The organism is Gordonia hongkongensis (genome assembly GCF_023078355.1).
Lineage (GTDB): Bacteria > Actinomycetota > Actinomycetes > Mycobacteriales > Mycobacteriaceae > Gordonia > Gordonia hongkongensis.
This window is the reverse complement of the sequence record NZ_CP095552.1, coordinates 3,685,081-3,709,261: the sequence shown is the minus strand read 5'-3', so window position 1 is coordinate 3,709,261 and position 24,181 is coordinate 3,685,081. Positions and strand designations below refer to the sequence as shown.

Annotated in this window: 25 protein-coding genes and 1 pseudogene; 16 read left to right on the top strand and 10 right to left on the bottom strand. The window is 68.6% G+C overall.

All coding sequences use genetic code 11. From position 1 onward, the window contains the following. Window positions 1–57: 57 nt before the first annotated feature. Together MVF96_RS16880 and MVF96_RS16875 are read right to left on the bottom strand one after the other, a co-directional pair. Window positions 58–684 carry a methylated-DNA--[protein]-cysteine S-methyltransferase gene (locus MVF96_RS16880; protein ID WP_247449784.1) on the bottom strand — a complete coding sequence of 209 codons (627 nt, stop codon included), beginning with the start codon at window positions 682–684 and terminating at the stop codon, window positions 58–60. 84 nt (window positions 685–768) lie between these two features. Then, a complete protein-coding gene (locus tag MVF96_RS16875) occupies window positions 769–2,322 on the bottom strand; it encodes a DNA-3-methyladenine glycosylase 2 family protein (RefSeq protein ID WP_247449782.1) in 1,554 nt (517 codons plus the stop codon). Window positions 2,323–2,440: 118 nt separating this feature from the next. Here MVF96_RS16875 and MVF96_RS16870 point away from each other — a divergent pair, with 118 nt between their 5' ends. From MVF96_RS16870 to MVF96_RS16850, 5 genes are all read left to right on the top strand, one after another. After that, entirely contained in the window at window positions 2,441–2,779 is a 339-nt protein-coding gene (locus tag MVF96_RS16870) for a hypothetical protein (protein WP_223258998.1), read from the top strand. Between the two features lie 84 nt (window positions 2,780–2,863). Continuing rightward, window positions 2,864–4,162 carry an AI-2E family transporter gene (locus MVF96_RS16865; protein ID WP_247449780.1) on the top strand — a complete coding sequence of 433 codons (1,299 nt, stop codon included), beginning with the start codon at window positions 2,864–2,866 and terminating at the stop codon, window positions 4,160–4,162. Between the two features lie 57 nt (window positions 4,163–4,219). After that, entirely contained in the window at window positions 4,220–5,299 is a 1,080-nt protein-coding gene (gene ychF / locus MVF96_RS16860; RefSeq protein ID WP_065631064.1) for a redox-regulated ATPase YchF, read from the top strand. A gap of 7 nt (window positions 5,300–5,306) precedes the next feature. Then, a complete protein-coding gene (locus MVF96_RS16855; protein WP_247449779.1) occupies window positions 5,307–5,798 on the top strand; it encodes a peptide-methionine (S)-S-oxide reductase in 492 nt (163 codons plus the stop codon). A 115-nt stretch (window positions 5,799–5,913) separates the two neighbouring features. Further along, window positions 5,914–6,351, top strand: coding sequence for a VOC family protein (locus MVF96_RS16850; protein ID WP_068971861.1), 438 nt, complete (start codon window positions 5,914–5,916; stop codon window positions 6,349–6,351). Window positions 6,352–6,367: 16 nt separating this feature from the next. On the opposite strand, the gene MVF96_RS16845 is transcribed toward MVF96_RS16850, so the two are convergent. After that, window positions 6,368–7,726, bottom strand: a complete 1,359-nt coding sequence (locus MVF96_RS16845) for a S1C family serine protease (RefSeq protein WP_247449777.1) — start codon at window positions 7,724–7,726, stop codon at window positions 6,368–6,370. 116 nt (window positions 7,727–7,842) lie between these two features. Between MVF96_RS16845 and MVF96_RS16840 the strand changes: the two genes are divergently transcribed. From MVF96_RS16840 to MVF96_RS16825, 5 genes are all read left to right on the top strand, one after another. Next, on the top strand, window positions 7,843–8,502 hold the full coding sequence (locus MVF96_RS16840) for a GNAT family N-acetyltransferase (protein ID WP_247449757.1): 660 nt from the start codon (window positions 7,843–7,845) through the stop codon (window positions 8,500–8,502). 23 nt (window positions 8,503–8,525) lie between these two features. Next, window positions 8,526–8,813, top strand: coding sequence for a putative immunity protein (locus MVF96_RS24680; RefSeq protein ID WP_418930395.1), 288 nt, complete (start codon window positions 8,526–8,528; stop codon window positions 8,811–8,813). Beyond that, window positions 8,810–9,031, top strand: a complete 222-nt coding sequence (locus MVF96_RS24675) for a hypothetical protein (protein ID WP_418930394.1) — start codon at window positions 8,810–8,812, stop codon at window positions 9,029–9,031. Before MVF96_RS24680 ends, MVF96_RS24675 begins: the two co-directional genes overlap by 4 nt. 301 nt (window positions 9,032–9,332) lie before the next feature. Continuing rightward, window positions 9,333–10,316, top strand: coding sequence for a glycoside hydrolase family protein (locus MVF96_RS16830; RefSeq protein WP_247449755.1), 984 nt, complete (start codon window positions 9,333–9,335; stop codon window positions 10,314–10,316). A 157-nt stretch (window positions 10,317–10,473) separates the two neighbouring features. Further along, window positions 10,474–11,355: a sulfurtransferase gene (locus tag MVF96_RS16825; RefSeq protein WP_247449754.1), complete on the top strand. Its 882-nt coding sequence runs from the start codon at window positions 10,474–10,476 to the stop codon at window positions 11,353–11,355. A 449-nt stretch (window positions 11,356–11,804) separates the two neighbouring features. Here MVF96_RS16825 and MVF96_RS16820 read toward each other — a convergent pair whose 3' ends face one another. Together MVF96_RS16820 and MVF96_RS16815 are read right to left on the bottom strand one after the other, a co-directional pair. Then, window positions 11,805–12,776 carry an isopenicillin N synthase family dioxygenase gene (locus tag MVF96_RS16820; RefSeq protein ID WP_247449753.1) on the bottom strand — a complete coding sequence of 324 codons (972 nt, stop codon included), beginning with the start codon at window positions 12,774–12,776 and terminating at the stop codon, window positions 11,805–11,807. After that, complete coding sequence (locus tag MVF96_RS16815) at window positions 12,773–13,273, bottom strand: nucleoside deaminase (RefSeq protein ID WP_078113680.1); 501 nt, start codon at window positions 13,271–13,273, stop codon at window positions 12,773–12,775. Before MVF96_RS16815 ends, MVF96_RS16820 begins: the two co-directional genes overlap by 4 nt. An 88-nt stretch (window positions 13,274–13,361) precedes the next feature. Here MVF96_RS16815 and MVF96_RS16810 point away from each other — a divergent pair. Continuing rightward, window positions 13,362–14,953 (top strand): annotated as a pseudogene (locus MVF96_RS16810) (PucR family transcriptional regulator). Here the strand turns inward: MVF96_RS16810 and cynS are convergent. Then, entirely contained in the window at window positions 14,941–15,393 is a 453-nt protein-coding gene (gene cynS, locus MVF96_RS16800; RefSeq protein ID WP_058252560.1) for a cyanase, read from the bottom strand. The pseudogene MVF96_RS16810 and the gene cynS sit on opposite strands and share 13 nt — an antisense overlap. 253 nt (window positions 15,394–15,646) lie before the next feature. On the opposite strand from cynS, the gene MVF96_RS16795 reads away from it, so the two are divergent. Then, entirely contained in the window at window positions 15,647–16,516 is an 870-nt protein-coding gene (locus MVF96_RS16795; RefSeq protein ID WP_065631086.1) for a formate/nitrite transporter family protein, read from the top strand. Window positions 16,517–16,581: 65 nt separating this feature from the next. Here MVF96_RS16795 and MVF96_RS16790 read toward each other — a convergent pair whose 3' ends face one another. Beyond that, window positions 16,582–18,627, bottom strand: a complete 2,046-nt coding sequence (locus MVF96_RS16790; protein ID WP_247449748.1) for a DUF2339 domain-containing protein — start codon at window positions 18,625–18,627, stop codon at window positions 16,582–16,584. A 126-nt stretch (window positions 18,628–18,753) separates the two neighbouring features. Here MVF96_RS16790 and MVF96_RS16785 point away from each other — a divergent pair, with 126 nt between their 5' ends. Continuing rightward, window positions 18,754–19,086, top strand: a complete 333-nt coding sequence (locus MVF96_RS16785; RefSeq protein WP_058252485.1) for a hypothetical protein — start codon at window positions 18,754–18,756, stop codon at window positions 19,084–19,086. 43 nt (window positions 19,087–19,129) lie between these two features. Next, window positions 19,130–19,639 carry a carboxymuconolactone decarboxylase family protein gene (locus MVF96_RS16780; protein WP_226513727.1) on the top strand — a complete coding sequence of 170 codons (510 nt, stop codon included), beginning with the start codon at window positions 19,130–19,132 and terminating at the stop codon, window positions 19,637–19,639. A gap of 15 nt (window positions 19,640–19,654) precedes the next feature. On the opposite strand, the gene MVF96_RS16775 is transcribed toward MVF96_RS16780, so the two are convergent. After that, window positions 19,655–20,479, bottom strand: coding sequence for an ABC transporter permease (locus tag MVF96_RS16775; protein WP_247449746.1), 825 nt, complete (start codon window positions 20,477–20,479; stop codon window positions 19,655–19,657). Further along, on the bottom strand, window positions 20,476–21,462 hold the full coding sequence (locus MVF96_RS16770) for an ATP-binding cassette domain-containing protein (protein ID WP_159371208.1): 987 nt from the start codon (window positions 21,460–21,462) through the stop codon (window positions 20,476–20,478). Before MVF96_RS16770 ends, MVF96_RS16775 begins: the two co-directional genes overlap by 4 nt. A 105-nt stretch (window positions 21,463–21,567) precedes the next feature. Here MVF96_RS16770 and MVF96_RS16765 point away from each other — a divergent pair, with 105 nt between their 5' ends. Both MVF96_RS16765 and MVF96_RS16760 read left to right on the top strand, forming a co-directional pair. Further along, window positions 21,568–22,269 carry a TetR/AcrR family transcriptional regulator gene (locus MVF96_RS16765; RefSeq protein ID WP_159371207.1) on the top strand — a complete coding sequence of 234 codons (702 nt, stop codon included), beginning with the start codon at window positions 21,568–21,570 and terminating at the stop codon, window positions 22,267–22,269. A gap of 67 nt (window positions 22,270–22,336) precedes the next feature. Continuing rightward, complete coding sequence (locus MVF96_RS16760; protein WP_159371206.1) at window positions 22,337–23,575, top strand: MFS transporter; 1,239 nt, start codon at window positions 22,337–22,339, stop codon at window positions 23,573–23,575. On the opposite strand, the gene MVF96_RS16755 is transcribed toward MVF96_RS16760, so the two are convergent. Further along, window positions 23,556–24,164 (bottom strand): TetR/AcrR family transcriptional regulator, encoded by a 609-nt coding sequence (locus MVF96_RS16755; protein WP_247449745.1) that lies wholly within the window; start codon window positions 24,162–24,164, stop codon window positions 23,556–23,558. The two genes, MVF96_RS16760 and MVF96_RS16755, sit on opposite strands and share 20 nt — an antisense overlap. Window positions 24,165–24,181 lie beyond the last annotated feature (17 nt).

The window sequence follows — 24,181 nt, the reverse complement described above, 5'->3', positions numbered from 1 at the left end:
GTCGTCGATGGTGTCGGACACCCCCGACAAGTTCGGCCGGACCGCGGGCGACGGGCACTATCGGTCGTCGGAACCGCTCCGTTCGTCCGGGCCGCTCCGCGCGCCGGCCTCGAAGTCGAGCAGCCACTGCTTGGTGGGCAGGCCGTAGCGGAATCCGCCGAGGCTTCCATCGCTGCGCTTCACCCGGTGGCAGGGCACGAACAGGGCAGCCGCGTTTCGCGCGCAGGCGGCTGCCGCGGCCCGGACCGCCGCCGGCTGACCGGCCAGTTCGGCGAAGCGGGTGTAGGTGACGGGGTTCCCGGCCTCGACCAGGCGCAGGGCGTCCCAGGCCGGACCGAGAAAGGTCCCGCCGGAACGTTGGACGACCGGAATCCGCGACGGCGCGGCGAGATCGCCGTCGTAGTACGCCGACACGGCGTCGGTGATGGTGCCGAGCGCGGCCGATGGCTGGACCGATTCCGGGCGTAGCGCGCGGTGGACGAGCGCCATCAGGTAGGCGGGATCGTCGGTCCACCCCGACGCCAGGACCCGGTGGTCGGGATCGGCGACTACGGTGAACGCCCCGTTGGGAGTGGTGACGGTGGCATAGCCGCCGACTGTCGTCGTGTGACCGATGGATTGGGCACCCCCCGGTTCAGGGGTGTCGGGCCCGGAGGCGGCGGTGGTGGTGGTCGGTGCGGACATTGTCGCTCCTTGCGGATCGCTGGGGATGTGATCGGAAGAGAGATCGCTACGAGATGCCGGTCATCGGAGTCTGCTCACTGCTCGTCACACGGCCTGTCCGGCGGCGTCGAGTCGGTGTCGCCACAGGTGCATGGTCGCGTACGAGCGCCACGGTGCCCAGTGCCGCGTGTCCCGCAGATCGATCCCGAGGTCGGCGGCTGCCCGGACGACCACGAGGTCGTTCGTGAGCAGGACGTCGGGATCGCCGGTGACTCGCATCGTGACGATGTCGGCGGTCCAGGGGCCGATGCCGGGCAACTCGAGAAGCTGGGCACGAAGATCAGACGCATCGACCCCCACATGCGGTTCCACCCGACCTTCGGCGAGTGCCGCCGCGACGCCGATCACGGCATCGATCCGCCGCCGCGGGCCGCGGAGGACCTCGTGTCCACGGGCGGCGATGACACCCGGCGTCGGGAAGGACTTCGACGCCGGACCGTCGACTGTCGTCGCCGTCTCGGACGGGGTGGCGAAGGCGTCGCCGACCGGTTCGCCGAGGGCCTCGACGAGCCGGTTCACCTGGTTGCGCGCGGCGGCGAGACTCACCTGCTGACCGAGCATGGTCCGGATGATCGTCTCGGCCGGGTCGAGGCTGCCGGGCGCACGGAGGCCCGGCGCCCGGCGCAGCAGCCGCTGCATCGTGGCGTCGGCGGCCAGTGCGTCCTCGGCCGCGGTGATGTCGGCGTCGAGGTCGAGCAGACGCCGGATCCGGTTGACCGCGACCCCCACGTCACGCATGTCCAGTCCGTGGAGGGCGACGACGGCGTGGTCGTCCTGCGGCTCCACCTCCGCCGACGCTGTTCGGTGGGGTAGGGCGAGGACCCGGCGGTAACGCCAGCCGTGCGGACTGTCCGGGGCGTCGACGACGGATTCGACCCCGGCCACGGCGTGCGCGTCCAGGAACCAGCGCATCCATGGCCAGCGATACGGCGCGCGGAACGGCAGGCGCAGGGTGACGCTTCCCGGGGCGGAATCGGTGCCGATCGCATCCTTTCTGCGGCTGTGCAGGCGTCGAAGCTCGGTGGGGGTGAGCCCGAAAACCGCGCGGACGGTGTCGTTGAACTGGCGCACGCTGGCGAATCCGGCGGCGAACGCGACGTCGGTCATCGGCATCGTCGTGCACTGGATGAGCACGCGGGCGTTGGTGGCGCGATGTGCTCGGGCGAGCGCGAGCGGCCCGGCTCCGAGATGCCGGGTCAGCACGCGGGTGAGGTGCCGGGGTGAATACCTCAGACGCGCCGCGAGTCCGTCGACCCCTTCGCGCTCGACGACGCCGTCGGCGATGAGCCGCATCGCGCGAGCCGACATGTCGGCGTTGATGTTCCACAGCGGGGACCCCGGAACGGCGTCGGGCGCGCAGCGTCGGCAAGCACGGAAACCCTGCTGCTGGGCGGCCGCCGCAGTGAGGACGAACGCCACGTTGGCGGGCCGGGGGGTCTGTGCCGGACACGACGGACGGCAGTAGATGCCGGTGGTGCGGACCGTCACGAAGAACTGACCGTCGAAGCGGGCGTCGCGGGCCTGCACTGCGCGAAAACACCGGTCGAAGTCCGGCGCGAAACCCCCGGTGTCGGGTTCTGTTGCGGTGCCTGTGCTCACCCGTCCACTGTGTCATCCGTCGACGTCCCGGTCTGGCGGGAATCGGACATCGCGACGGCATCCCACTGAGCGGACGAAAAGTGTGATCTGGGTTACATGTCTGTGGCAGCATGGCGCCATGACCACCCGGTTCGATGGCCGCCGCAGAAGTCGGCACGACGACCAGTCCCTGTCCGGACTCCCCGCGTGGGGGCTGGAGATGATGATGGGCCTCTACGGCCCGGAGACGATCAGGCGTGCCTGCGCCGAGGAAACCGAGCTCGGCATCACGGCGCGGGCCGAGCGGGTCGCCCCGGCCGCCGGATGCGCTCCGTCGTCGGCCGAGCCCCCGCCGCGATCGGACGCCGGGCCAGCCGGGCGCGACGACACCCCGGTCGTCTTCAACCAGGTCGACGCCGAACTCGAGGCCATCAACTCGCTGGTTCGCTACCTCGGACGGAAATTCCGCCGCCGCTGATCATGTCGTCGGACGGACCACATGTTCGTACGACCGTCGCCGCGTCGATGTCGCATTGTCATGCCGATGTGTGAGGATCCTCGGGTGACCGACAGCTCGGACGATCAGCGCGCGGACGACTCGTCCGCCGACGCAAGACCAGACACCACCAAGGTCGGTGCCGACGCCGTCCTCGGCGGCGATGCGGTGCTCGGCGGCGGTGAGAAGACGTATCCGACCCGGCTCCAGGTGATGATGACCGGCCTGCGGTCGTGCGCGACGGTCGGCGCGCAGATCGTGTTGGTGGCCGCCGCGCTGTGGGTGCTGTTCTGGTTGCTCGGCAAGTTCTGGGTGATCCTCTTGCCGGTCCTCCTGGCCATCATCGCGTGCACGATCCTGTGGCCGCCGGTGCGGTGGATGCGCAACAAGGGCGTCCCGGCCGCCGCGGCGTCGTTCCTGATGATGCTCATCGGGCTCGGTGCGCTGGCCGGTGTGATCGGGCTGATCGTCCCGTCGGTCGTCGACCAGGCACCCGAGCTCGCGAGCCGTGCCACCGATGGTGTGGAGCGCTTGCAGGACTGGGTGCAGGGTCCGCCGCTGAACGTCGACGACCAGCAACTCGACAACATGGTCAACACGATCACCGATCGCCTGCAGTCGAGCGCGTCGACCATCGCGGCGGGTGTGTTCAGCGGCGTCGGAACGGCGACGTCCGTCCTGATCACGATGTTCACCTCGCTCGTGCTCGTGTTCTTTTTCCTCAAGGACGGTCCGAAGTTCGTGCCGTGGCTCGACCGCACCGTCGGCAAGCCCTCGGGCAACCACCTCGGTGAGGTGCTGACCCGCATGTGGAACAGCCTCGGCGGTTTCATCCGCACACAGGCGATCGTGAGTTTCGTCGACGCCGCGCTGATCGGTCTCGGTCTGTTCATCTTGGGCGTCCCGTTGGCGTCTGTGTTGGTGGTCATCACCTTCCTCGGCGGATTCATCCCGATCGTGGGTGCCTTCGTCGCCGGCGCCCTCGCGGTGTTGATCGCACTCGTGTCCAACGGTCTGACCACGGCCCTGATCGTGCTGGGCATCATCCTCGCGGTGCAGCAACTCGAGGGGAACGTGCTCCAGCCGTGGCTGCAGTCGAAGTCGATGGATCTGCACGCGGTAATCGTGCTGCTGTCGGTGACCCTGGGCGGCACGTTGTTCGGCATCACCGGCGCGTTCCTCGCGGTTCCCGCGGTGGCCTCGCTCGCCGTGGTGCTCCGCTACCTGAACGAGCAGATCGCCGAGCGGGCCGGCGAGTCGTTACCACCCGCGAACACACCGGTCACGACCCAGGTCGGTGTTCCGAACGATGACCCGCCGAAGGATCCCCCGAATCCGGTGAAGGGTTTGCTCGACAGAGACTGACTCCTTGGACCGACGCCCCGCCGGGCGTCGCGCAGCCTGCCGATAGACTGGGCGCCCGTGAGTCTCACCCTGGGAATCGTCGGCCTGCCCAACGTCGGTAAGTCGACCCTGTTCAATGCCCTGACCCGTAACGACGTCCTCGCGGCGAACTACCCGTTCGCGACGATCGAGCCGAACGTCGGCGTGGTCGAACTGCCGGACAGCCGCCTGGGCCGCCTCGCAGAGATCTTCGGCAGCGAGCGGATCCTGCCCGCCACCGTGTCCTTCGTCGACATCGCCGGCATCGTGAAGGGTGCGTCGGAAGGTGAGGGCATGGGCAACCAGTTCCTCGCCAACATCCGCGAAGCCGACGCCATCTGCCAGGTGGTCCGGGTCTTCGACGACGGTGACGTCGTCCACGTCGACGGTCGCGTCGATCCCTTCGCCGACATCGAGGTCATCGAGACCGAGCTGATCCTGGCCGACATGCAGACGCTCGAGAAGGCCATCCCGCGTCTGGAGAAAGACGCGCGCAAGAACAAGGACCTGGCCGAGACCCTCGCTGCCGCCAAAAAGGCGCAGGAGATCCTCGACACCGGCAAAACACTGTTCTCGCAGAAGGATTCGTTCGACCTGGCGTCGGTGCGCGAGCTGCACCTGATGACCGCGAAGCCGTTCCTCTATGTCTTCAACTCCGACGAGGGTGTGCTCACCGACGACGCCCGCAAGGCGGAGCTGCGCGCCGCCGTCGCACCCGCCGACGCGGTGTTCCTCGACGCCAAGGTCGAGAGCGAACTCCTCGAACTCGACGAGGAGGACGCCCAGGAGCTGCTCGACTCGATCGGGCAGGACGAGCCGGGCCTGACCTCGTTGGCGCGCGCCGGTTTTCACACCTTGGGCCTGCAGACCTACCTCACGGCCGGCCCCAAGGAATCCCGTGCCTGGACCATTCACCAGGGCGACACCGCGCCCAAAGCGGCGGGGGTCATCCACACCGACTTCGAGAAGGGCTTCATCAAGGCCGAGATCGTCTCCTTCGACGACCTCGACGCCGCCGGCTCGATGGCCGCGGCCAAGTCCGCCGGCAAGGTGCGCATGGAGGGCAAGGACTACGTCATGAAAGACGGTGACGTCGTCGAGTTCCGGTTCAACGTCTAGACAAGCGATGACGTCCGTGCCGCCGAACGAGGAGCTCTACCTCGCGGGCGGTTGCCTGTGGGGTGTGCAGGCATTCGTCGCGACGCTGCCGGGGGTGACCTTCACCGAGGCCGGCCGGGCCAACGGCACGAGCCACACCCTCGACGGTGAGTACGACGGCTACGCCGAATGCGTGCGGACCCGGTTCGATCCGGCTGTCGTGAGCGTCGAGCAGTTGGTCTCGTACCTCTTCGAGATCATCGATCCGTACAGCGTGAACCGTCAGGGTCCCGACGTCGGCGAAAAATACCGCACCGGTGTGTACTCCGACCGGCCAGAGCACCTCGACCAGGCGCGCGCCCTCCTCGGCGCGCGGGCCGACGCCCATCGCATCGCCGTCGAGGTGCTCCCGCTGACGAACTATGTGAGAAGTGCCGACGAGCACCAGGATCGGCTCGCACGGTTCCCGGACAGCTCGTGCCATCTCCCGCAGGAGCTGCTGACCAAGTACCGCGTCTGACGAAGCGACCGCCAGACCTCGACTCGACAGCCAGACCTCGATCGAAGTCCATCGGTCGAGATGAGGTTCGTCGGACGAGTCGTATCCGGCAGCGGCGCCCACTAGCGTGGCCGTCATGCCCATCACACTCGAGAACGTCGCCATCGCCGTGCGTGACCTCGACGCCGCGATCGCCTTCTTCACCGACCTCGGTCTCGACGTCATCGGCCGGGACACGGTCCGCGGGGAGTGGGCCGACACGGCGGTCGGGCTCGACGGCAACCACGTGAAGATGGCGATGCTGCAGACCCCCGACGGTCACGGGCGGCTCGAACTCTTCGAGTACATCCACCCCGAGGCCATCGAGACGCCACCCACGCAGCCCAACGACATCGGGATGCACCGGGTGGCGTTCTCGGTCGACGACATCGACGAGGCCCTCGAGGTGGCGGCACGGCACGGGTGTCATCCCGTGCGCGGCGTCGCCACCTACGAGGACGTGTACAAACTGACCTACGTGCGCGGGCCGAGCGACATCCTCGTCATGTTCGCCCAACGACTCTCGCCGGGCTGATCCGGCGCAGCTCGGGTCACGGGTTCTGACCGAAGGGGTTGCCGCCGAACGGCAACGGGGAACCGCCCGATCCGCTGCCGGATTCCGGCACCGTCGTCTCCTGCTCGTCGACGGCACTGCCCAGCTTCACCTGGACCGTCCGGGCACCCGAACCGGAACCGATGGTCACCGGCACGGTCTCACCCGGCTCGTGGGTGAGGATCTGCGCCATCAGGTCGGCGTAGTCGGAGACGGTGGTGTCCCCGACCTTGGTGATGACGTCGCCCTGCCGGATACCCGCATCTGCCGCGGGCCCGCCACGCTGCACCGACGAGACGGTCGCGCCCTCGGTCCGGTCGCCCGCCGACAGTGAACCCGACACTCCCATCACGGGTTTGGTGGCCTGACCGTCCTGCAACAGTTGATTGGCGATGCGCTTGGCGGTGTTGATCGGGATCGCGAAACCCAACCCGAAGGACTGCGGCCCACCGGACGCGGCCTGGCCGGTGTCCACCGCCGAATTGACCGCGATCACCTGCCCCTGCAGATTCACCAGTGGCCCACCGGAATTGCCCGGGTTGATGGGGGTGTCGGTCTGCAGACCGTTGTACACGGTGAGCGACGAGCCATTGGCGTCGCCGGCGGTCACCGTCCGCGACAGCGCGCTGACGATGCCGGACGTCACCGTGTTGGACAGGCTGTCCGGGCTGCCGACGGCGACCACCTGCTGGCCGACCTTCAGCGCATCCGAGTCACCGAGTGCCGCCGGGGTCAGTCCCGACGCACCTTCGAGCTTGATGACCGCGAGATCGTACGACGGGGCGTTCCCGGTGACGGTGGCGTTGTGCTGTTGCCCGTCGCCGGTGGTGACGACGATCGTGCTGCCGGAGCCGGCCCCGGCGACGACGTGGTGGTTCGTCAGGACGTAACCGTCGGGGGAGAGGACGATACCGCTGCCCACCGCCGTGCCGTTCGCGGTCTGAACCTTGATGTCGGCCGTCGACTTCGACGCCACGCTCGCGGCATACGTCACCGAACCGGGTTGCGCGTCGGCGGCGTTGGCCGCGGCGGCCGGTTGCGAGTTGAGGATCGGTACCGACGCGGCGTCGTGCCCGAGCAGCGAACTGCCTCCCATGCCGACGGCGCCGCCGAGCAGTCCCGCGAGGAGCGCGGTGACGATGATCGGCTTCGTCACGCCGGCCCGCTGCCGCGCGACCGGAGGAGGCGGCGGGGGTGAGACGAATGGCGGCGGGGTGGCCTGCGGGTTCATCGCCCAGGGCCCGGGCGGCGGCACCGGTCCGCGCGGCGGCGCAAAGGGTTCGGTGATCGGGTCGTGGTCGTCGTCGGGAATGGGGGTCTGGGGCGTGTTCACGGCACCACGATGCCTGCGCCTCATGTGAACAGGGCTACGGAAATCCTGCGGATTTGCTGACAAGCTCGACGCGGACTCTCAGGTGACTCTGACCTGTCCACTGCGGATTTCCCGCGCCACGAGATATCAGTGTCGACCGAATGTGGTTCCGCGGTAATGTGACCCGCCGACCACCCGCATCCGACTCAACCCTCGAGGACAGTGACATTTCCATCGACCACGCGATCATCGCGGATCTCGACGATGCCGCCGGCACTCTCGCCGCCGCTTTCGACGCCTATCCCTGGACTCGATGGTCCATTCCCGAGGACGGCTATCGGGAACGGTTGCACCGACTACAACGGATGTATCTGGGATACGCCTTCGACCACGGTGTCGTGCTGGTCACCACGGACCGGTGCGGCGTGATCGCCCTGCTGCCCCCGGATGTGCCGGACCCGGATGGACAGTTTCAGGCCGAAGCGGCCGCCCTGCACGGCGATCGGCTGGCCGCGGTCGCCCTGGCCGAGGCCCCTGCGCACCCGGCAGGCGCATGGAACCTGGCGACACTCGGAGTCCACCCGGACCGCCAGGGCAAGGGGCTGGGAAGCGCGCTGGTCCGCGCCGGACTCGCCGCGGTCGACGACAGGACTCCTCCTCCGGGTGCGTGCGTCGCGCTCGAGACCTCCGACGATCGCAATGTGATGATCTACGAACGTGCCGGGTTCGTCGTCACCGCAACGACTCCGGTCGACACGGGCCTCGTCGTCCATTCGATGCTCCGCGATCCGGATGGCGGCGGGTTGTCGGCGACCGTGTGAGGACACTGCTAGCGTTTCGGCCGATGGCAGACTTCGAGTTGACCGACGACGACCTGCCGGTCGTCGTGCGCTGTGCCACAGAGTGGGCCGAGGAAGTGCTGCCGGTCTTCGAGCGAACGCGGCCCGACGACCCGCGTCCCCGCGCGGCCATCGAGGGGGCCCGGGAATTCGCCGCCGGCGCACGCAGATCGACGCGCCGTCGGAGACCGCCCGACTGGCCGCCCAAGCCGCGGGCGACGCCGCGGCGGCGGCATATCTGCATCCGATCGCGAAAGCGCACCAGGTCGGTCACATCCTGCGGGCCGCGGTGAACCGGGTATACATCGCCGAACTGGAGAGCGGCGGAGACCCGGCGGTGGGGAACGAGATGGTCGAGGACGTGTGCAACCGGACACCACCCGAGCTCATCGATGTGCTGTGTCGCTACCCGGAACCGGGTGCCGGGGCATCACGGGCGGCCCGCCTGATGGCCGAACTCGACAGCCGACTGCGGGCGTCGGGCAGACGGACGACTGGGACGCCCGACTGAGATGAATGGCCGCTCGGCCACGTCAAATCCCCTGTGCAGGAACGGTTTTGTTTGATCATTCGCCTGACAAACGACATGTCGCATGACATGGTGTTGCCTGGCCGATGCGCGCAGTCGGGCTCGTCGGCCATCCAGTTGGCACATGTCGAAAGGTCTCCAGTGTCCTCGTCTGAACTCGGTCTCACCATGTTGTTCGCCTTCATCGGTCCGCTCCTGGCGCTCTACGCCAACGGCAGCTAGGGGTACGACCTTCCGGGTGAAAGTTGCACATCGTGCGCCGTTCGTCGTCGATACTGCATCGGTGACTCCTTCCAGACGAACCGTGCTCGCCGCGGCCATCGTGGTCCTGCTCGCGGTGGCCGGGCTTCTCGTCCCGACGCCGGCGAGCAGTGCCGCCGCGCCCTCGGGTTGGCGGTACACGATGGTCGCGTTCAGCAATGCGAGTGCGCGCGACATGGACGTGTACGAGTCCTCAGACGGCCTCGAGTACACCCTGGTGCGCAGGTCCGCGTACCGGCCGCCGACGGGCTACGTCCGGGATGCGAGCATCTTCCGGCACACCGACGGCTGGTATTACGTGACGTACACGACCGCCGACGGGGCGAGTATCGGGTTCGCGCGCAGCCGCGACCGCGTCAACTGGAACTTCCTGTACAACTGGCCGGTGCCGCTGTGCTGTGCGTTCTTGCCGGGGACCGGTGACGGCAAGGGATTCGGCTCGAGCGGATCAGGTTCGTCCGGCTCGTCCGGGTCGGCGGGTTCGAGTGACGGTCCGTCGTTGTCGCCGTTCACGACCAAGGCCTGGGCGCCCGAATGGTTCGTGGAGGGTGGCCGGGTCAACGTGATCCTGTCGATGTCGACCGGTGGTGGTTTCGTCCCGTATGTGATGACGGCGCTCGATCCCGGGCTGCGGATGTGGAGTCCGCCCGTGCCGCTGTTGAGCATCGGCGCCGACCACATCGACACCACGGTCATCAAGGTCGGGCCGACCTATCATGCATTCACCAAGAACGAGACGCGAAAGTTCATCGAGCACGCGGTCTCGGGCTCGCTGTTCGGGCCCTACCGGTTCGTGCCGCCGGGCAACTGGGGTCGTCTCGTCGAGGGTCCGTCCGTCGTCCAGCTACCGAACGGCGCCTGGCGGATGTACCTCGACGCCTACCGGAACGGCCGATACCTCTACTCCGACAGCACCGATGGGATGCGCACCTGGTCGCCGGTGAAACAGATCCCGGGCATCTCCGGCACCGTCCGCCACGTAGGCGTGATGCGCGAGCGCGCCTGACGGCGACGGGTCCGCACGCTGCCGCGACACGACGCACCGGGTCGCGTACGTGCGTCAACCGTCGTGCTCGGTGAGATTCGGCACGGTGCCGAGAAGCCGACGGGCACCTAGTCTCGGTGACGTCGGGGGTGTTTTGCCCGTTTCTCGAGAGGTTCCGATGAGGACTTCTGTCCTGCCCGCGCTGGTCGACGTCGCCTGGTTGCGGGAGCGGCTCGACGACCCCACCGTGGTCATCGTCGACGCGACCACCCATCTCCCGATTCCGAAAGAGGGGCCATATGTCCCCGAATCGGGAGCGGAGTCCTTTCGCGCGGAACACATCCCGGGTGCGGTGTTCGCCGATCTGCTGACCGACTTCGCCGACGCCGACAGCCCCGAACCGTGGACGGTCCCGTCATCCGAGCAGTTCGCCACGGCCGCATCGGCGTTGGGGATCGGAGACGGGGCGACCGTCGTGGTGTACGACCAGCTCGAGGGGTTCTGGGCAACGCGCTTCTGGTGGCACCTGCGACTCGAGGGTTTCGACGCCGTGACCGTGCTCGACGGCGGCCTGCCGGCCTGGAAGGCGGCCGGCGCCCCGGTGACCGATGCCGAGTCGACCGTCACCCCGCGTACTTTTCACGGGACGCGTCGTCCCGAACTGTTGCGCTCGACCACGGAGGTCGCTGCCGCGCTTGATGATCCGTCGACGCTGCTGGTCAACGTCCTCGACGAGGCGACTTATCGCGGTGAGACCACCACGTACGCCCGTCAGGGCCACATCCCGGGATCGGTGAATCTCCCGGTGTTCTCGATCCGCGACGCCGAGACCGGCGACCTCCGCCCGGTCGACGAGCTGCGTCGGGAGTTCGAGGCGGCCGGGCTACTGGCCGACGACACCAAGGTCGTGACGTACTGCGGAGGCGGCATCGCGGCCACCGGGATCGCGCACGCGCTCGCCCTCGTCGGTCGCGACGACGTCGCGGTCTACGATGGATCGATGACTGCGTGGGCCAACGACCCGTCGCTCCCGCTGGTCACCGGACCGGAACCGCGTTGACGACGCCGGGCCGCTCCAGCGGTCTGGCGCTACGCGTGAATTGGCGTCCCCCTCAGCAGGATCGAAGGGCACATTGCCCTTCGACCCTGCTCACGGGGACGAGCTTTTCCGGGCCGGCCGGCCGCTCCCCAGGGTGCGAGTAAAGCGAGCCTCGAAAGCTAATGGCTACAGGAACATTCCCACCAGACCCTTCGAGGCTCGTCGCTATCGCTCCTCGCACCTCAGGGAGCGGGGGTCGCGCACCTAGCACCTCAGTATCTGCGGCCTGGCGCCCGTCGTGAACCACGAAAGCACTCTGCTCCCTGAGGAGCGAGCCTGCGAGCGTCACGAAGGGTTACGCAACTCTCGGTCGCCGGACCCTTCGTGACGCGACCTCCGCAAGCTCCGGGCGCTCCTCAGGGAGCGGAGGGGGTTCGCGCTTTTCCGCCTCGGGAGTGGAGGGCCAGGTCTCAGCCGACGGTGATCGCGTCGAGGCGCTGCCGGATGAAGTCTCCGGACACCACCGGTTCGAGTCCGGCGCGGCGACCCACGGGTGGGGCGACGGGGGAGACGAGGGCGTCGTGATCGAGTTCGTAGAAGAAGATCAGCGAAACGAGATCCTCGGCGGGTGCGTCGGGTTGCGGTGGCAGGACGCGGTGCCGGCCCGCGGGCCAGCGGCCGGCCGACCAGTACTCGAGGATGTCCCCGATGTTGACGGTCAGGGCGTCGGGGTTCCACGGGGCGTCGGCCCACCCCGAATGCTCGCTGTAGACCTGTAATCCACCGGCGCCGGGTTCGCGGTCGAGGATGGTGACGGTGCCGAAGTCGGTGTGCGGTCCGATGCGGAACTGGCCGGGTTCGGGGGTTCCGACGTCGTGCAGCGGCGGGTAGTGATTGATGTTGGACGACCACGTCGGGTTCGACGCGAGGTCGCGGAACGGATTGTCCGAGCCGACGAGGCCGAGTGCGGCGGCCATCAGCGCCAGCAGGTCGTCGGACAGCCGCCGCATCTGAGACGTCCACGCAGTGATCAGTTCTCGCAGTTCGGGCGTTTCCGCCGGCCACACGTCGGGGGCGAACCAGTACCCGTCGATCTCGGGTATGCCCACCGGCGTCTGCGCACCGGAGGTGAACGATTCCTTCAGGTCCGGCGGGGTCTCGGTGCCCTCGGCGAAACCGTTGGCCTCCTTGCCGGGACCGATCCAACCGCGGCCGCCGACACCGGCGGAGTACCGGCCCTTGACGTCGGCCGGGAGAGCGAAGAAACGACGGGCCGCCGCGCGAAGGGAGCGCGGCAACTCGGGATCGAGTCCGTGCCCGGTGACGAGCAGGAACCCGGCCTGCTGCAGGGATTCATCGACAGCGGCACAGACCCGTTGCGCGGCAGCACCTCCGGAGTGCCACTCCCGAAGGTCGACGGTGAGTACCGGGCTGTCGGTCATGACATCTCCACGTTCTCGTCGGCCGGGGCGACCCCGATGTCCTCGTTCCACACCGCAGGATTGGCCGCGATGTACGACGACATCATCTCAGCGCACCGGTCGTCGTCGAGCACGATGACCTCGACACCGTGCTCACGCAACCAGTCCTCTCCGCCGTAGAACGAGGTGTGTTCGCCGATGACGACCGTGCCGATGCCGAATTGGCGGATGAGGCCGGAGCAGTACCAGCACGGCGACAGGGTCGTCACCATGATCGTCGGCCCGTAATCCCGTTGCCGCCCCGCGGCGCGGAATGCATCGGTCTCGCCGTGCGCCGACGGATCGTCGGCCTGCACGCGACGATTGTGGCCCGCGCCGAGCAGCGCGCCGTCGGCCGCGAAGAGGGCCGCACCGATCGGGATGCCGCCCTCGTCGAGGCTCGTCCGTGCCTCCCGGTAGGCAACGTCGAGCATCCCGGACACGTCGAGACCGGCATGGCCGGGCAGCGAGATCGTCATGCTTCGAGAGTGCCGGGTGGCTCCGACGGTGACAACTGACAGATCGTCGTACTGCGGCCGAGGCCGCCGGTGCATATTGTCTTCGTCCATGACGCTCGATCGACCCCCGACGGATACCGCCACCCCGACGCTTCGGGAGATCCTCGACGACCACCTGGCGGTCGCCGAGCCGCGGGTCCTGAGCGGCCACGAACGTCTCGACGCACCGGTGCGGTGGGTGCATTCGAGCGAGATCTACGAGATCGGGCCGCTGCTCACCGGCGGCGAGTTGCTGCTCACGACGGGGCTCGGTCTGCGCGGACTCGATGCCGGCACCCGCAAGCACTATGTGCAGGACCTGTCGCAGCGCGGGGTCGCGGCGGTCGCGATCGAAGTGGGTCGGACGTTCGAGGCGGTACCCGAGGAGATGGTGCGGGCGGGATCGGCGGTCCGGCTGCCGATCATCGAACTCCGGGCGGTGGTCCCCTTCATCGACGTGTGCCGAGCGGTCAACACCGCGATCGCCGCCCGCGAGGTCGACGAGTTACGAGTCCGTTCGACTCTCGTGGAATCACTCCACGACGACCTGGCGGCCGGAGCGGGGGTCGCGCCGATGCTCGGTCATGTGGCCGAAACCCTGCATGCGCCTGTCGTTCTCGTGTCCACATCCGGGGCGCTGCTGTCCGCGCACGGCGTCGACGACGACTCGGCGGCGTGGCGGGTCGTCGACCGGGCCGTGTCGGAGGCCACGGTCCACAGCAAGGGACGTCCGATCGCCCGGCTGATCGTGGGCGAGCGCACCGACGCCGGCCCGGTCCCGTTCGCGCAGAGTCTGTTGCGTGCGGCCGCCGGTCCGGTGGCGGTCGGCCTGACCCGGACCGGGGTCCGGGGTTCGGCCCTGGCCGCGCGGCTCGTCGAAGACCTGGTCGACGCCAGACCGATGCGACCCGCGGATCTGCGGGCACGCCTGGCCGCCGCGGGGGTGTCCGTGGGGGCGCCCACCGTGGTGGTGCCCCTTGCGGCGGAGGCCCCCGACCCGCGGATGGCCGATGCCGCGGTCGCCGGCGCCGAGCTGGATTCGGTGGCACGCAGCATCGTCGACGCCACGGTCTACGCACTGGCCGCGGTGCCGGCCGGGGAGGAGAGGGCGCCACCGACCCGGTCGACCGTGTGGCGTCCTCGTTGACACGGCAGGGCAACCGAATCGGACGCACCACGGTCGTCGTCGGAAACCCCTGTGTCATCGACGATGTCGGGCCCGGCGCCGATGTGGCGTCCGCCCTCTCCGCCTCACTGCGTCGATGCGGGCGACAACTCGGGCTCGCGGCGTCCACCGCCGCGGGTCTCGAGGCGGGACGTCGGGTGTTCACCTCGCGCGAACTCCTCGTCGACGAGGCGATCGGTGCGCTGGATCCCGCTCTTCGGACGGAGCTGCGGTCCCTGGTGGAACCACTCGTCGCGGCCGATGGACGCTCCTCGTCGGACCTCGTCCGGACCCTGGCGGTGCACCTGGCGCACGGCTGCAGCGCGACGCGGTCGGCTGCGGCGCTCCACATCGGCAGGCAGAGCCTCTATCAGCGGCTCGAACGGATCCGGACTGTGCTCGGTTTCGACCCCACCGACCCGGCCGTCTACGCGTCGACGATGCTGGCCCTGCGTTCGGTGACCCGCGAGGTTCACCAGGTGGCTCACCAGTTGTAGTCGAGGAACTTCCCGTCGAAGGTCACGACCACGCGGTCGCCGTTCGGGTCGGGCCGGCGTCGGATGTCGATGTTGAAGTTGATGGCGCTCATGATGCCGTCGCCGAACTCCTCGTGGATGAGTGCCTTCAGCGCGGGCCCGTAGACGTCGAGCGCCTCGTAGAAGCGGTAGATGGTGGGGTCGCTCGTCGCCGCCTCGTCGGGTGTACGCGTCGGCTGTTGCCGCAGACTCTCGGCGACGCCCTCGCCGAGGCCGAGCAGTTCCACCACGGCGGTGGCCTTCGTGGCCGGGACCGGATGTTTGCCCAGCAGCGCAGCGACGGTCCAGACCAACGGGGCGTCGATCTTCTCGGCAATTGTCGCCCACGTCAGTCCCTGGCGAATCCGCGCGGCGTTGATCAGCTCTGCGGCATCGGTTTTCGGCATGATCGGGGTGGTCATCGTCATCTCCATCGATAGTGTTGGACCACACCCACATTGCCCATCGGCGGGCACGATGCCAAGTCGAGTCAGCGACTTTCGGCAGTGTTCACACGATCGACACGCCCACCGCCGACCGCGGCGACACCAGAACTTCACACCGCGACCTGGACCGAGTGAGGGCGGTGTAACAGGGAGACTCGTCGATGACACCGAACGGACATGTGGCCTCGGTTCCATGGGCGCATCAACTGAGGAGTTCGAGGAGAACCACATGTCCTATGTGAAACCGTCCGAATTCGCGGTGAAGATGGTCGACGCCGGCGAGTCCAAGGCGTTCATGTCCACCCGCGACACCCTGATCAGGGCGTTCATGGCCGGCGCGATCCTGGCTCTGGCCGCGGCCTTCGCGGTGACCGTCACCGTGCAGACCGGCCAGCCGCTGCTGGGGGCGCTGTTGTTCCCGGTCGGCTTCATCCTGCTCTACCTGATGGGATTCGACCTGCTCACCGGTGTGTTCACGCTGGTGCCACTCGCGCTGCTCGACAAGCGACGAGGAGTCACGGTCCGGTCGATGCTGCGCAACTGGGGTCTGGTGTTCCTCGGGAACTTCCTCGGCGCCATCCTGGTCGCGGTGATGATGGCGGTCATCCTGACCTATGGATTCAGCGTCGCACCCGACGAGGTGGGACAGCGGCTCGGCGAGATCGGCCACAGCCGTACCGTCGGTTACGCCGAGCACGGGGCCGCCGGCATGCTGACGCTGTTCATCCGCGGCGTGCTGTGCAACTGGATGGTGTCCACCGGTGTCGTCGCCGCGATGATGTCGACATCCCTGCCCGGCAAGGTGATCGGGATGTGGATGCCGATCATGCTGTTCTTCTACATGGGCTTCGAGCACTCGATCGTCAACATGTTCCTCTTCCCCTCGGGTCTCATGCTCGGCGGTGACTTCTCGATCGCCGACTACCTCGTCTGGAACGAGATCCCCACGGTGATCGGCAATCTCGTCGGCGGACTCACCTTCGTCGGTCTGACGCTGTACTTCACCCATGTACGGACCGCTCCGGATCGTCGACCCCCCGCCCACGACGCGACGACCGAGGTCGACGTGGCCGCGCCGGTCCGTACGACGACCGCCTAGCCCGACGCCGACCCGTATGACGTCGTGCCCGCATTCCGGGCACGACGTCATATTGTTCGACAGGGTCATACGGCTGTCGCCGAAGACGGCTCGGCCGGGTCGTCCTGGAGGGCGCGGGCGTACCAGGCGCCCAGGCCGAGCAGGATGAGTCCGGTCACGATGAACACGATCACGCGGAAGATCCCGTCGAGGGTGGCCAGGTCGAAGAGGAACAGTTTCGCCATCGCGGCCGCGACGAGGACTAGACCCCCGGTGACCGCGGCGGTACGTGCGGCACCGGTGCGACGCCGGGCATAGGCCAGGGCCGTCCCCGCGAGGACCATCCAGCAGGTGGTCGCCAGCACGTGACCGGCGAGGAAGCCGTCCGACCCGGCGACCAGGACGCCTGCGGTCACACTGATCGCGGTGAGTGCGTAGACGACGACCACTCCGGCGGCGATATGGGCTGCGCGCGAGACCTTCTCGTCGGTGAGGCGGGCCCACCCGGCGGCCAGGACCAGGGCGCCGGCGGCCGCGAACACACTCGCCACGACGATCCCCAGAGACGCGTCCCGTCGCATCAGGTCCGCATCGGCGAGCACATACGGCGGCGCCGCGTCGAGTAGCGCCGCGAAACCGATGGCCCACAGGACCGAGCCACCGGCGAGAAGTACCCGCGAGGTCGTCGACCATGTCCGGGCGACAAGCGCGGTCACCGTTGCCAGGCCGAGCAGGACGGTGATCGCCACCGTGCCGTCGAAGGCCACCAGAACGGCGACGAACAGCAGCAGAAGGGCGGTCGCGGACCAGATCTGCGCAACGACGTCGGGCACGCGCGGGGTGGAGCCGGTACGCGAGTCGGGAAGCCCCGATCCGATCAACACGGTTCCGATCAGCGCGCCGGCGATGCAGGTCTGCAGGATCACCGCGCCCGGCATGTTCATCACCGCTCCGGCGAACAACGCGGGGATGGTCGTCGCACTCGCCAGACCGGCCAGCGTCTCCCGGAACTGCGTGGTGGGCATCGCGATCAGGGCGCCGGCGACCCCCAGCACGACGACCACGACGACCGCGGCCGCGAAGACGGTGTCGGCGGCACCGGCCGACGTCCAGCCGGCCAGCGCGAGGACACCGACCAGGGTCAACGGAATCGTGGGCGCGGCGAGCCGCACGGCATGCAGCCAGATCCAGTCGCGACCGAGCTGGACCCACGCCGATGCCGCGGCGAGGACCACCATGAACGCGATGAGGGTGGTGTCCAGTCCGCCGGTGAGCACCGGTGCCAGAGCGATCAACGGCACGACGACGAGCAGCCCCAGGTGTTCGCTGCGCCACCGATGGGCAAGCGCGAGCCCAGCCGCGGCGACGAGTCCCGCGACTCCGAGGCCCACGACGATGGGCAACCAGTCGTAGATCTTGGTCGCGGCCAGGACGTCGAGGTAACCCGCCGCGATCCCGGTGGCCGTCAGCGCGATGGCACCGATCCGGCCGTCGGGCCGGCCGCGCGACCAGATCCCGCCGGCGACGAGCGCCGCGGCGAGGACCGCGCCACCCGCGACGCGGAATTCCGGGCGGAGCAATCCGGCCTGTGCGGCCAGGACGAGGAGCAGTGCGACACCGATGAGGGTCACGCCCACGCCGGCGGTGGCGAGGATCTTGCCGATCAATCCGCGTTCGGCGGCCGCGCCGATCCGTTCGGACATCGACGGCCCGGCCGGCCGCGGCGGAGGCGACGCGACCGGCGGATACGGTCGCGCACTCGCCGGGCGGGGCATCGGCGGAGGACCTTGCGGGCCCGGCGGAGCGATCGGGGGTCGTTGGTGGCCGACCGGTGGCGGCGCCGTCGGCAACCAGGGCCGGGACGGGGGTGTGGGCCGAGGTCCCGCGGCCTGCGCAGGAGCTGCCGCCACCGTCGGTGGGGTGAGGCCGGCGGCGGGTGGCTGCACGGCGGATTGCGGTGCGGGGGCGACGTCGCGAGCAGGCTCGTCGGGCTCGGCGACGATACGTCGCAGCTCGGCGAATTCGGCTGACACGGTGGACATCTGGCGTGCTATCGCGTCGAACTCGGTCGAGATCCGCGCCAGGGTGGCAGTACTCGGATCGCCGCCGAATGTGCTGCTGGGAGAGTTCATGTGTCGACGATGACCGGTCGCGCCCCGGCATGGATGAGTAGTCCTACCCACCAGGGGTGGGGGATTCGTGTGACGGGGTGCGCGGCGACGTGATTGCCGGACGGCCCGGCAGGGTATCGCTGGACCATGACTGATCCGCACAATGCTGCCGACCGTGGACGCGCCGACGTCGAGAAGCGCTGGCAGGACACCGGAAGCTACCGGTCCGCGGCCCTGTATGTCGTGGCCGTCGTCGCGCTCGGCGCGGTGGCCTGCGCGGTCTTCCTCGCCGTCGACCCCGCCAACATCGCCCTCGCGTCGCTCGTCCCCGGTGTGTTCCTTCTCGGCGGGATCGGTGCACTGGTCAACGCCTACCGCACCTATCGCCGGGGCGGCACCTGGCCGATGTGGCAGGGCGCGGCGTGGTTCCTGTTCGCCCTCATGCTCGTGGCGCTGGCGTTTCCCGCGATGGCGGGCTGATGCCTGTTTCCCACTGTGACGGGCTGATGTCTACTGTGGGGCCATGCCTGCGCAACGGGTGCGAATCGACAAGACCACGCCGCAGGTCTACCGAAAGCTGATCGCGGTATCGGCGGAGGTCGCCGCGGCCGCCGAATCGATCGGGCTGAGTCGGTCCCTCGTGGAATTGGTGAACCTGCGGTGTTCGCAGCTCAACGGTTGCGCCTTCTGCATGGATCTCCATGCGCAACTGGGCCGCACCGCGGGTCTGACGACGCAGCAGATCGACGTCATGGCCGGGTGGCGGGATGCGCCGGACCTCTACGACGACGTCGAGCAGGCGGCCCTGGAGATCGCCGAGCTCGTCACCGAACTGCCGGCGCACGACGCGGCCGACCTCGCCTACGACCGGGCGACGGACATCCTCGACACCGACCAGACCGCGGTGCTGATCTGGGCGGCGGTGACCATCAACGCGTTCAACCGGATGTCCATCGTGAGCGGGTACCGCCCCCGGCCCGGCGCCTCGCCGCAGAAGGCGGCAACACCGTTCACCGGTGGCGCGACAGGCTAGTCGGCCGTCCTCGCCTCACCGCCCTTTGCGCGCGAACACCCAGCCGGCCGCCGCGAGTGACACCAGCGCGATCGCCGCGCACCAGGCCAGGCCCGTCACCGCTGTCGACGTCAGATCGTGCACCGGTGACCCGCCGGTGCCCATGCCGACCAGCAGGGCTCGAATGGACTCGATGACCGGTGTGACCGGTTGTGCCTCGGCGAAGCCGCGCAGCCAGGCCGGCATCGTCTCGGGTGGCACGAACGCACTCGATACATACGGCAGGAAGAGCATGACGAAGCCGAAACCGCCTGCCGCGGCGGGCGTTCGCACCGCTACCCCGATGAACGCGGCGAGGCAGGTGATGGCCAGGATGTAGGCGAGGACCATCCCGGCGGCACCGAGCCATTCGAACAGCGACGCCGACGGCCGGAAACCGATGGCGACCGCGACGATCAGGACGACCGCGGTGGACACGGAGTTCTTCACCAGGCTGGCCGCGACATGGCCGAACACCAAGGTCGCGCCCACGATGGGCATCGACCGAAAGCGGTCGATGACGCCGCCGTTCATGTCGTTCGCCACCGCCAGTGCGGTATTGGACGCGCCGTAGCCCGCGCACAGCAGGATGACTCCCGGAGTCGCGTAGGTGATGTAGTCGGTACCCACCGACATCGCGCCGCCGAAGACGTAGACGAACATCAGCATGATGGCGATCGGCAGGACGAGCGCGAGGATCAACTCGTCCGGATCGCGGCTCATCATGCGCAGCGATCGCCCGAACATCGTGGTCGCGTCGATCTGCAGGTGCCGAAGTCGCTTCGACGACGAGGCCTCGGCGAGGGCAGTGGTGAGACTCATGCCGCGACCTCGTTCCCGGTGGCCGGTTCGGCGGGTTGTCCGGTCGCCGCGAGAAACACGTCGTCCAGTGTGGGAGAACGCAATTCCCAGGAATCGACGGTGGCGACGGTCCGATCGACGAGATCGAGGACCGCGCGTGTGTGGGCCACCGACCGGTCGGTGGGCACGCGGACGATGGTCGACTGGACCGACGGCCCGAAAGCCGCCAGGTCGGAGGCGAGGGCGGTGGCGTCGGCCGCGGTCGGCACGACGAACTCGAGCGCGGCCTCGCCGACGCGGCGTTTCAGGTCGGCCGGTGTACCGGCGGTCCCGATCCGGCCGCCACTGATGAGGGCCACGCGGTCGGCGAGGCGGTCCGCCTCCTCCAGATACTGCGTGGTCAAAAGGACTGCCGTGCCCTGCGCGACCACGTCGTCGATCACCTGCCAGAGCATCTGACGGCTGCGCGGGTCGAGGCCGGTGGTCGGCTCGTCGAGGAAGAGGACCACCGGCCGGTCGAGGAGTCCCGCGGCGAGATCGAGACGCCGGCGCATACCGCCGGAGTACGTCGCGACCAGTCGGTCGGCGGCGTCGGTGAGATCGAAGGCGAGCAGGAGTTCGTCGACGCGGTGATCGACGGTGCGGCGGGGATGGTGCGCGAGCCGACCCATCATCCTCAGGTTCTCGCGACCGGTGAGTTTGTCGTCGACGGCCGCGTATTGCCCGGTGAGACTGATGATCTCGCGGACCCGGCGGCGATCGGCGACGACGTCGAAGCCGCCGACGCGGGCGGTCCCTCCGTCGGGGCGGGTGAGGGTGGACAGGATGCGCACCGTGGTCGTCTTACCCGCGCCGTTGGGGCCGAGCAGGGCGACGACCTCCCCGGCGCCGACGTCGAGGTCGAGCCCGCGCAGGACGGGCACCCGGGAGTCCCCGCGGCCCAGCGATTTCGTGAGGCCGACGGCCTCGACCGGCATGGGTGACGAACGGTCCGGGACGGTCATGTCGGACTCCAATCTGTTTATGGCTAAAACTGTTTATGGCAGTAACTGCGTACAGTAGACGCAGTTGTGCGCGACGGCAAGGGTCGCCGACCGAGAGGACCGCGAATGGCAGAGGGTGGAGACGGGACGCTGCAACGGCTGTGGACAGGTGGCAGGGCGGGCAGCCGTGGTCCCAAACCGGCCCTCGATCTCGACCGCATCGTCGACGCCGCGATCGCGATCGCCGACACCGACGGCCTCGACGCGGTTTCCATGGCGCGCGTGGGTGAGGCGCTCGGCTGTTCGGCCATGGCCCTGTATCGCCACGTGTCCGGCAAGGCTCAGCTGCTGAGCCTCATGGTGGACGCGGTGGCGGGTCAGCTCCCGTTGCCGCCGCGCCGAGGGGAGTGGCGCGAGGATCTGGCGGCGTGGACGCGGGCGCAGATCGACGGCATGGTCGAACGCCCCTGGTTCCTCGAACTGCCGCTGACGGTCGCGGTCCCGGGTCCGCGTCGAATGCGTTGGATGGAGGCGGGTTTCGAGATCCTGAAGGACTTCGACCTGCCCGGTGACGACAAACTCGAGATCCTCGGCCTGCTCGCCCAGTATGTGCTGTCGGCAACCCGGCTGGAGATCGAGATGCGGCGTGCGACGGGTACCGATGTGGAGTCGGACTTCGAGCAGGTGCTGACCGGTCTCGCCGATCCCGCGCAGTATCCGTACCTGTTCGCGGCGATGCAGAGCGCGGGCGGGGAGTCCGACGACCGTGAATTCGGGCTGCAGCTCATTCTCGACGGCATCGCATCGCGCGCCACCGGCTCGCCCTGACGCGTCACCGGGCACGCTGACCGGCCGCCCACCGCCGCACTCGCATCGGTGCGGCATGATGTCACCCATGTCGACTGTGCGCTCGGGCCGGCTCGCGGTCGGCACGCTGTCGCTGCTCACCGTTCTCTACTTCGCGCAGGGCCTGCCCTACGGATTCTTCAGCCAGGCGGTGCCGGTCATCCTCCGCGAGGAGGGTTACTCACTGACCCAGATCAGCGTGTACGGACTGTTGTTCGCGCCCTGGGGCCTGAAATTCCTGTGGGCGCCCTATGTCGACGCCTACGGCACCCGGCGCAGATGGCTGGTGTCCCTGCAGTTGTCGTCGGCGGTCGTCGCACTCGTCTTGGCGACGCTCGATCTGTCCGGGTCCCTGGTCTGGCTCCTGATCGGCATCGCGGTCATCAACCTGCTGTCGGCGACGCAGGACATCGCGACCGACGGGCTGGCGGTGTCGATGCTCGAGCCGCGTCAGCGCGGTCTGGGCAACGGAATCCAGGTGGGCGCGTACCGAATCGGCATGATCGCCGGCGGCGGCGGGCTCCTCTGGCTGTTCTCGTTTGCCGGCTGGCGCACCTTGTTCGTCGTGATGGCGGTGCTCCTGTTCGCGGTCACCGTCGGCGTGTGGTTTCTCGCCCGTGAGCCGAGCCGACCGACCGGCGATGCGCCACTGACACCGTCGAAGCGGGTGTCGCCCGGGTTGTTGCTGACGGGCTGGTCGTCGCGGCTCCGACGTCCGGGCGTGATCGCGTTCATCCTCGTCGTCGGAGCGTTCAAGTTCGGCAACTCGATGGCGTCGGCGCTCGTCGGCCCGTTCATGTCCGACATCGGACTCACGCTGGGCCAGATCGCGCTCGTCGAAGGTGCGTTGTCGTCGGCCGGGGCGCTCGGCGGAGCCGCGCTCGGCGGGTGGCTCGCCTACACCTACGGTCGGCGGCGCGCACTACTCGTCGGCGGTGTCACCCAGACACTCAGTCTCGGACTGTATCTGGTCGCGTCGATCGGCGTCGGCGGCTTCTCGCTGGTGGTCACGGCCAGCCTCGCCGAGCACATCCTGGGTGGCGCGGCGACCGTCGCGGTGTTCACCCTGATGATGGATGCGTGCCAGAAGGGCTACGAGGGCAGCGACTACACCTTGTTCGCGTGCGCCGTGGTCGGCGTGCAGGGTGCGGCCGGGTTCGCCGCCGGGGTCGTCGGCGACCTGTTCGGCTTCCCGGCTATCTTCGCGACCGGCCTGATCCTGTCCGGCCTCGGCTGCCTGGTCATGATCCGGGCCCTCGATCGCGGTCTCATGAAACGGCTCGGGTAGGCAGGAGGGTCGCCATCGCCTCGTCGACGACGCGGTCGAGGTCGTCACCCAGGCTGCCGGCCAAGAACTGTTGCACCAGTTCGGCCATCGCGCCGGTGAAGATCGCGGCCCGCACCCGGCTCGTCAGGCGGTCGGTGTCGCGGGCGTCGGCCTCGGCGAACGCGAGGTCGCGGAGCATGCCCTGGGTGGTGGCCCGCCGTTCGGCGAGAACGGGATTGGTCACCTCGGCGGTGAACAACACGCGGCCGCGCCGCGGATCCGACGACGCGTGGCCGAGGACCGCCCGGATACCCGCACGGGTGCGTGACCGGACCGAGGGGCCCGCCTCGCGCATCGCGGCCTCGACCACCGCGCCGAGTTCCGCGGTCGCGGTGTCGTAGACCGCGCCGAGCAGATCGTCGGTGTCGGAGAAGCTCTCGTAGAAGTACCGGGTGTTGTAGCCGCAGTATCGACACACCGAGCGGACCGACAGCTCGGCTTCCGCGCCGATACCTCCGAAGATGTCGAAGGCAGCCGCGATCAGTGCCGCTCTACGCTCCGCGCGCCGGTCCGCGAGCGGTACGCCCGCCCAGCGGGTCGGTGAGGACATCTGCTCACCATAGTCGG

Coding starts and splice junctions, on each gene's coding strand:
- MVF96_RS16880 (WP_247449784.1), bottom strand. CDS start 684: ATGTCCGCACCGACCACCACCACCGCCGCCTCCGGGCCCGACACCCCT.
- MVF96_RS16870 (WP_223258998.1), top strand. CDS start 2,441: ATGACCACCCGGTTCGATGGCCGCCGCAGAAGTCGGCACGACGACCAG.
- MVF96_RS16855 (WP_247449779.1), top strand. CDS start 5,307: ATGACGTCCGTGCCGCCGAACGAGGAGCTCTACCTCGCGGGCGGTTGC.
- MVF96_RS16850 (WP_068971861.1), top strand. CDS start 5,914: ATGCCCATCACACTCGAGAACGTCGCCATCGCCGTGCGTGACCTCGAC.
- MVF96_RS16845 (WP_247449777.1), bottom strand. CDS start 7,726: ATGAGGCGCAGGCATCGTGGTGCCGTGAACACGCCCCAGACCCCCATT.
- MVF96_RS16840 (WP_247449757.1), top strand. CDS start 7,843: ATGTGGTTCCGCGGTAATGTGACCCGCCGACCACCCGCATCCGACTCA.
- MVF96_RS24680 (WP_418930395.1), top strand. CDS start 8,526: ATGGCAGACTTCGAGTTGACCGACGACGACCTGCCGGTCGTCGTGCGC.
- MVF96_RS16825 (WP_247449754.1), top strand. CDS start 10,474: ATGAGGACTTCTGTCCTGCCCGCGCTGGTCGACGTCGCCTGGTTGCGG.
- MVF96_RS16820 (WP_247449753.1), bottom strand. CDS start 12,776: ATGACCGACAGCCCGGTACTCACCGTCGACCTTCGGGAGTGGCACTCC.
- MVF96_RS16815 (WP_078113680.1), bottom strand. CDS start 13,273: ATGACGATCTCGCTGCCCGGCCATGCCGGTCTCGACGTGTCCGGGATG.
- cynS (WP_058252560.1), bottom strand. CDS start 15,393: ATGACCACCCCGATCATGCCGAAAACCGATGCCGCAGAGCTGATCAAC.
- MVF96_RS16795 (WP_065631086.1), top strand. CDS start 15,647: ATGTCCTATGTGAAACCGTCCGAATTCGCGGTGAAGATGGTCGACGCC.
- MVF96_RS16790 (WP_247449748.1), bottom strand. CDS start 18,627: ATGAACTCTCCCAGCAGCACATTCGGCGGCGATCCGAGTACTGCCACC.
- MVF96_RS16785 (WP_058252485.1), top strand. CDS start 18,754: ATGACTGATCCGCACAATGCTGCCGACCGTGGACGCGCCGACGTCGAG.
- MVF96_RS16780 (WP_226513727.1), top strand. CDS start 19,130: ATGCCTGCGCAACGGGTGCGAATCGACAAGACCACGCCGCAGGTCTAC.
- MVF96_RS16775 (WP_247449746.1), bottom strand. CDS start 20,479: ATGAGTCTCACCACTGCCCTCGCCGAGGCCTCGTCGTCGAAGCGACTT.
- MVF96_RS16770 (WP_159371208.1), bottom strand. CDS start 21,462: ATGACCGTCCCGGACCGTTCGTCACCCATGCCGGTCGAGGCCGTCGGC.
- MVF96_RS16765 (WP_159371207.1), top strand. CDS start 21,568: ATGGCAGAGGGTGGAGACGGGACGCTGCAACGGCTGTGGACAGGTGGC.
- MVF96_RS16760 (WP_159371206.1), top strand. CDS start 22,337: ATGTCGACTGTGCGCTCGGGCCGGCTCGCGGTCGGCACGCTGTCGCTG.
- MVF96_RS16755 (WP_247449745.1), bottom strand. CDS start 24,164: ATGTCCTCACCGACCCGCTGGGCGGGCGTACCGCTCGCGGACCGGCGC.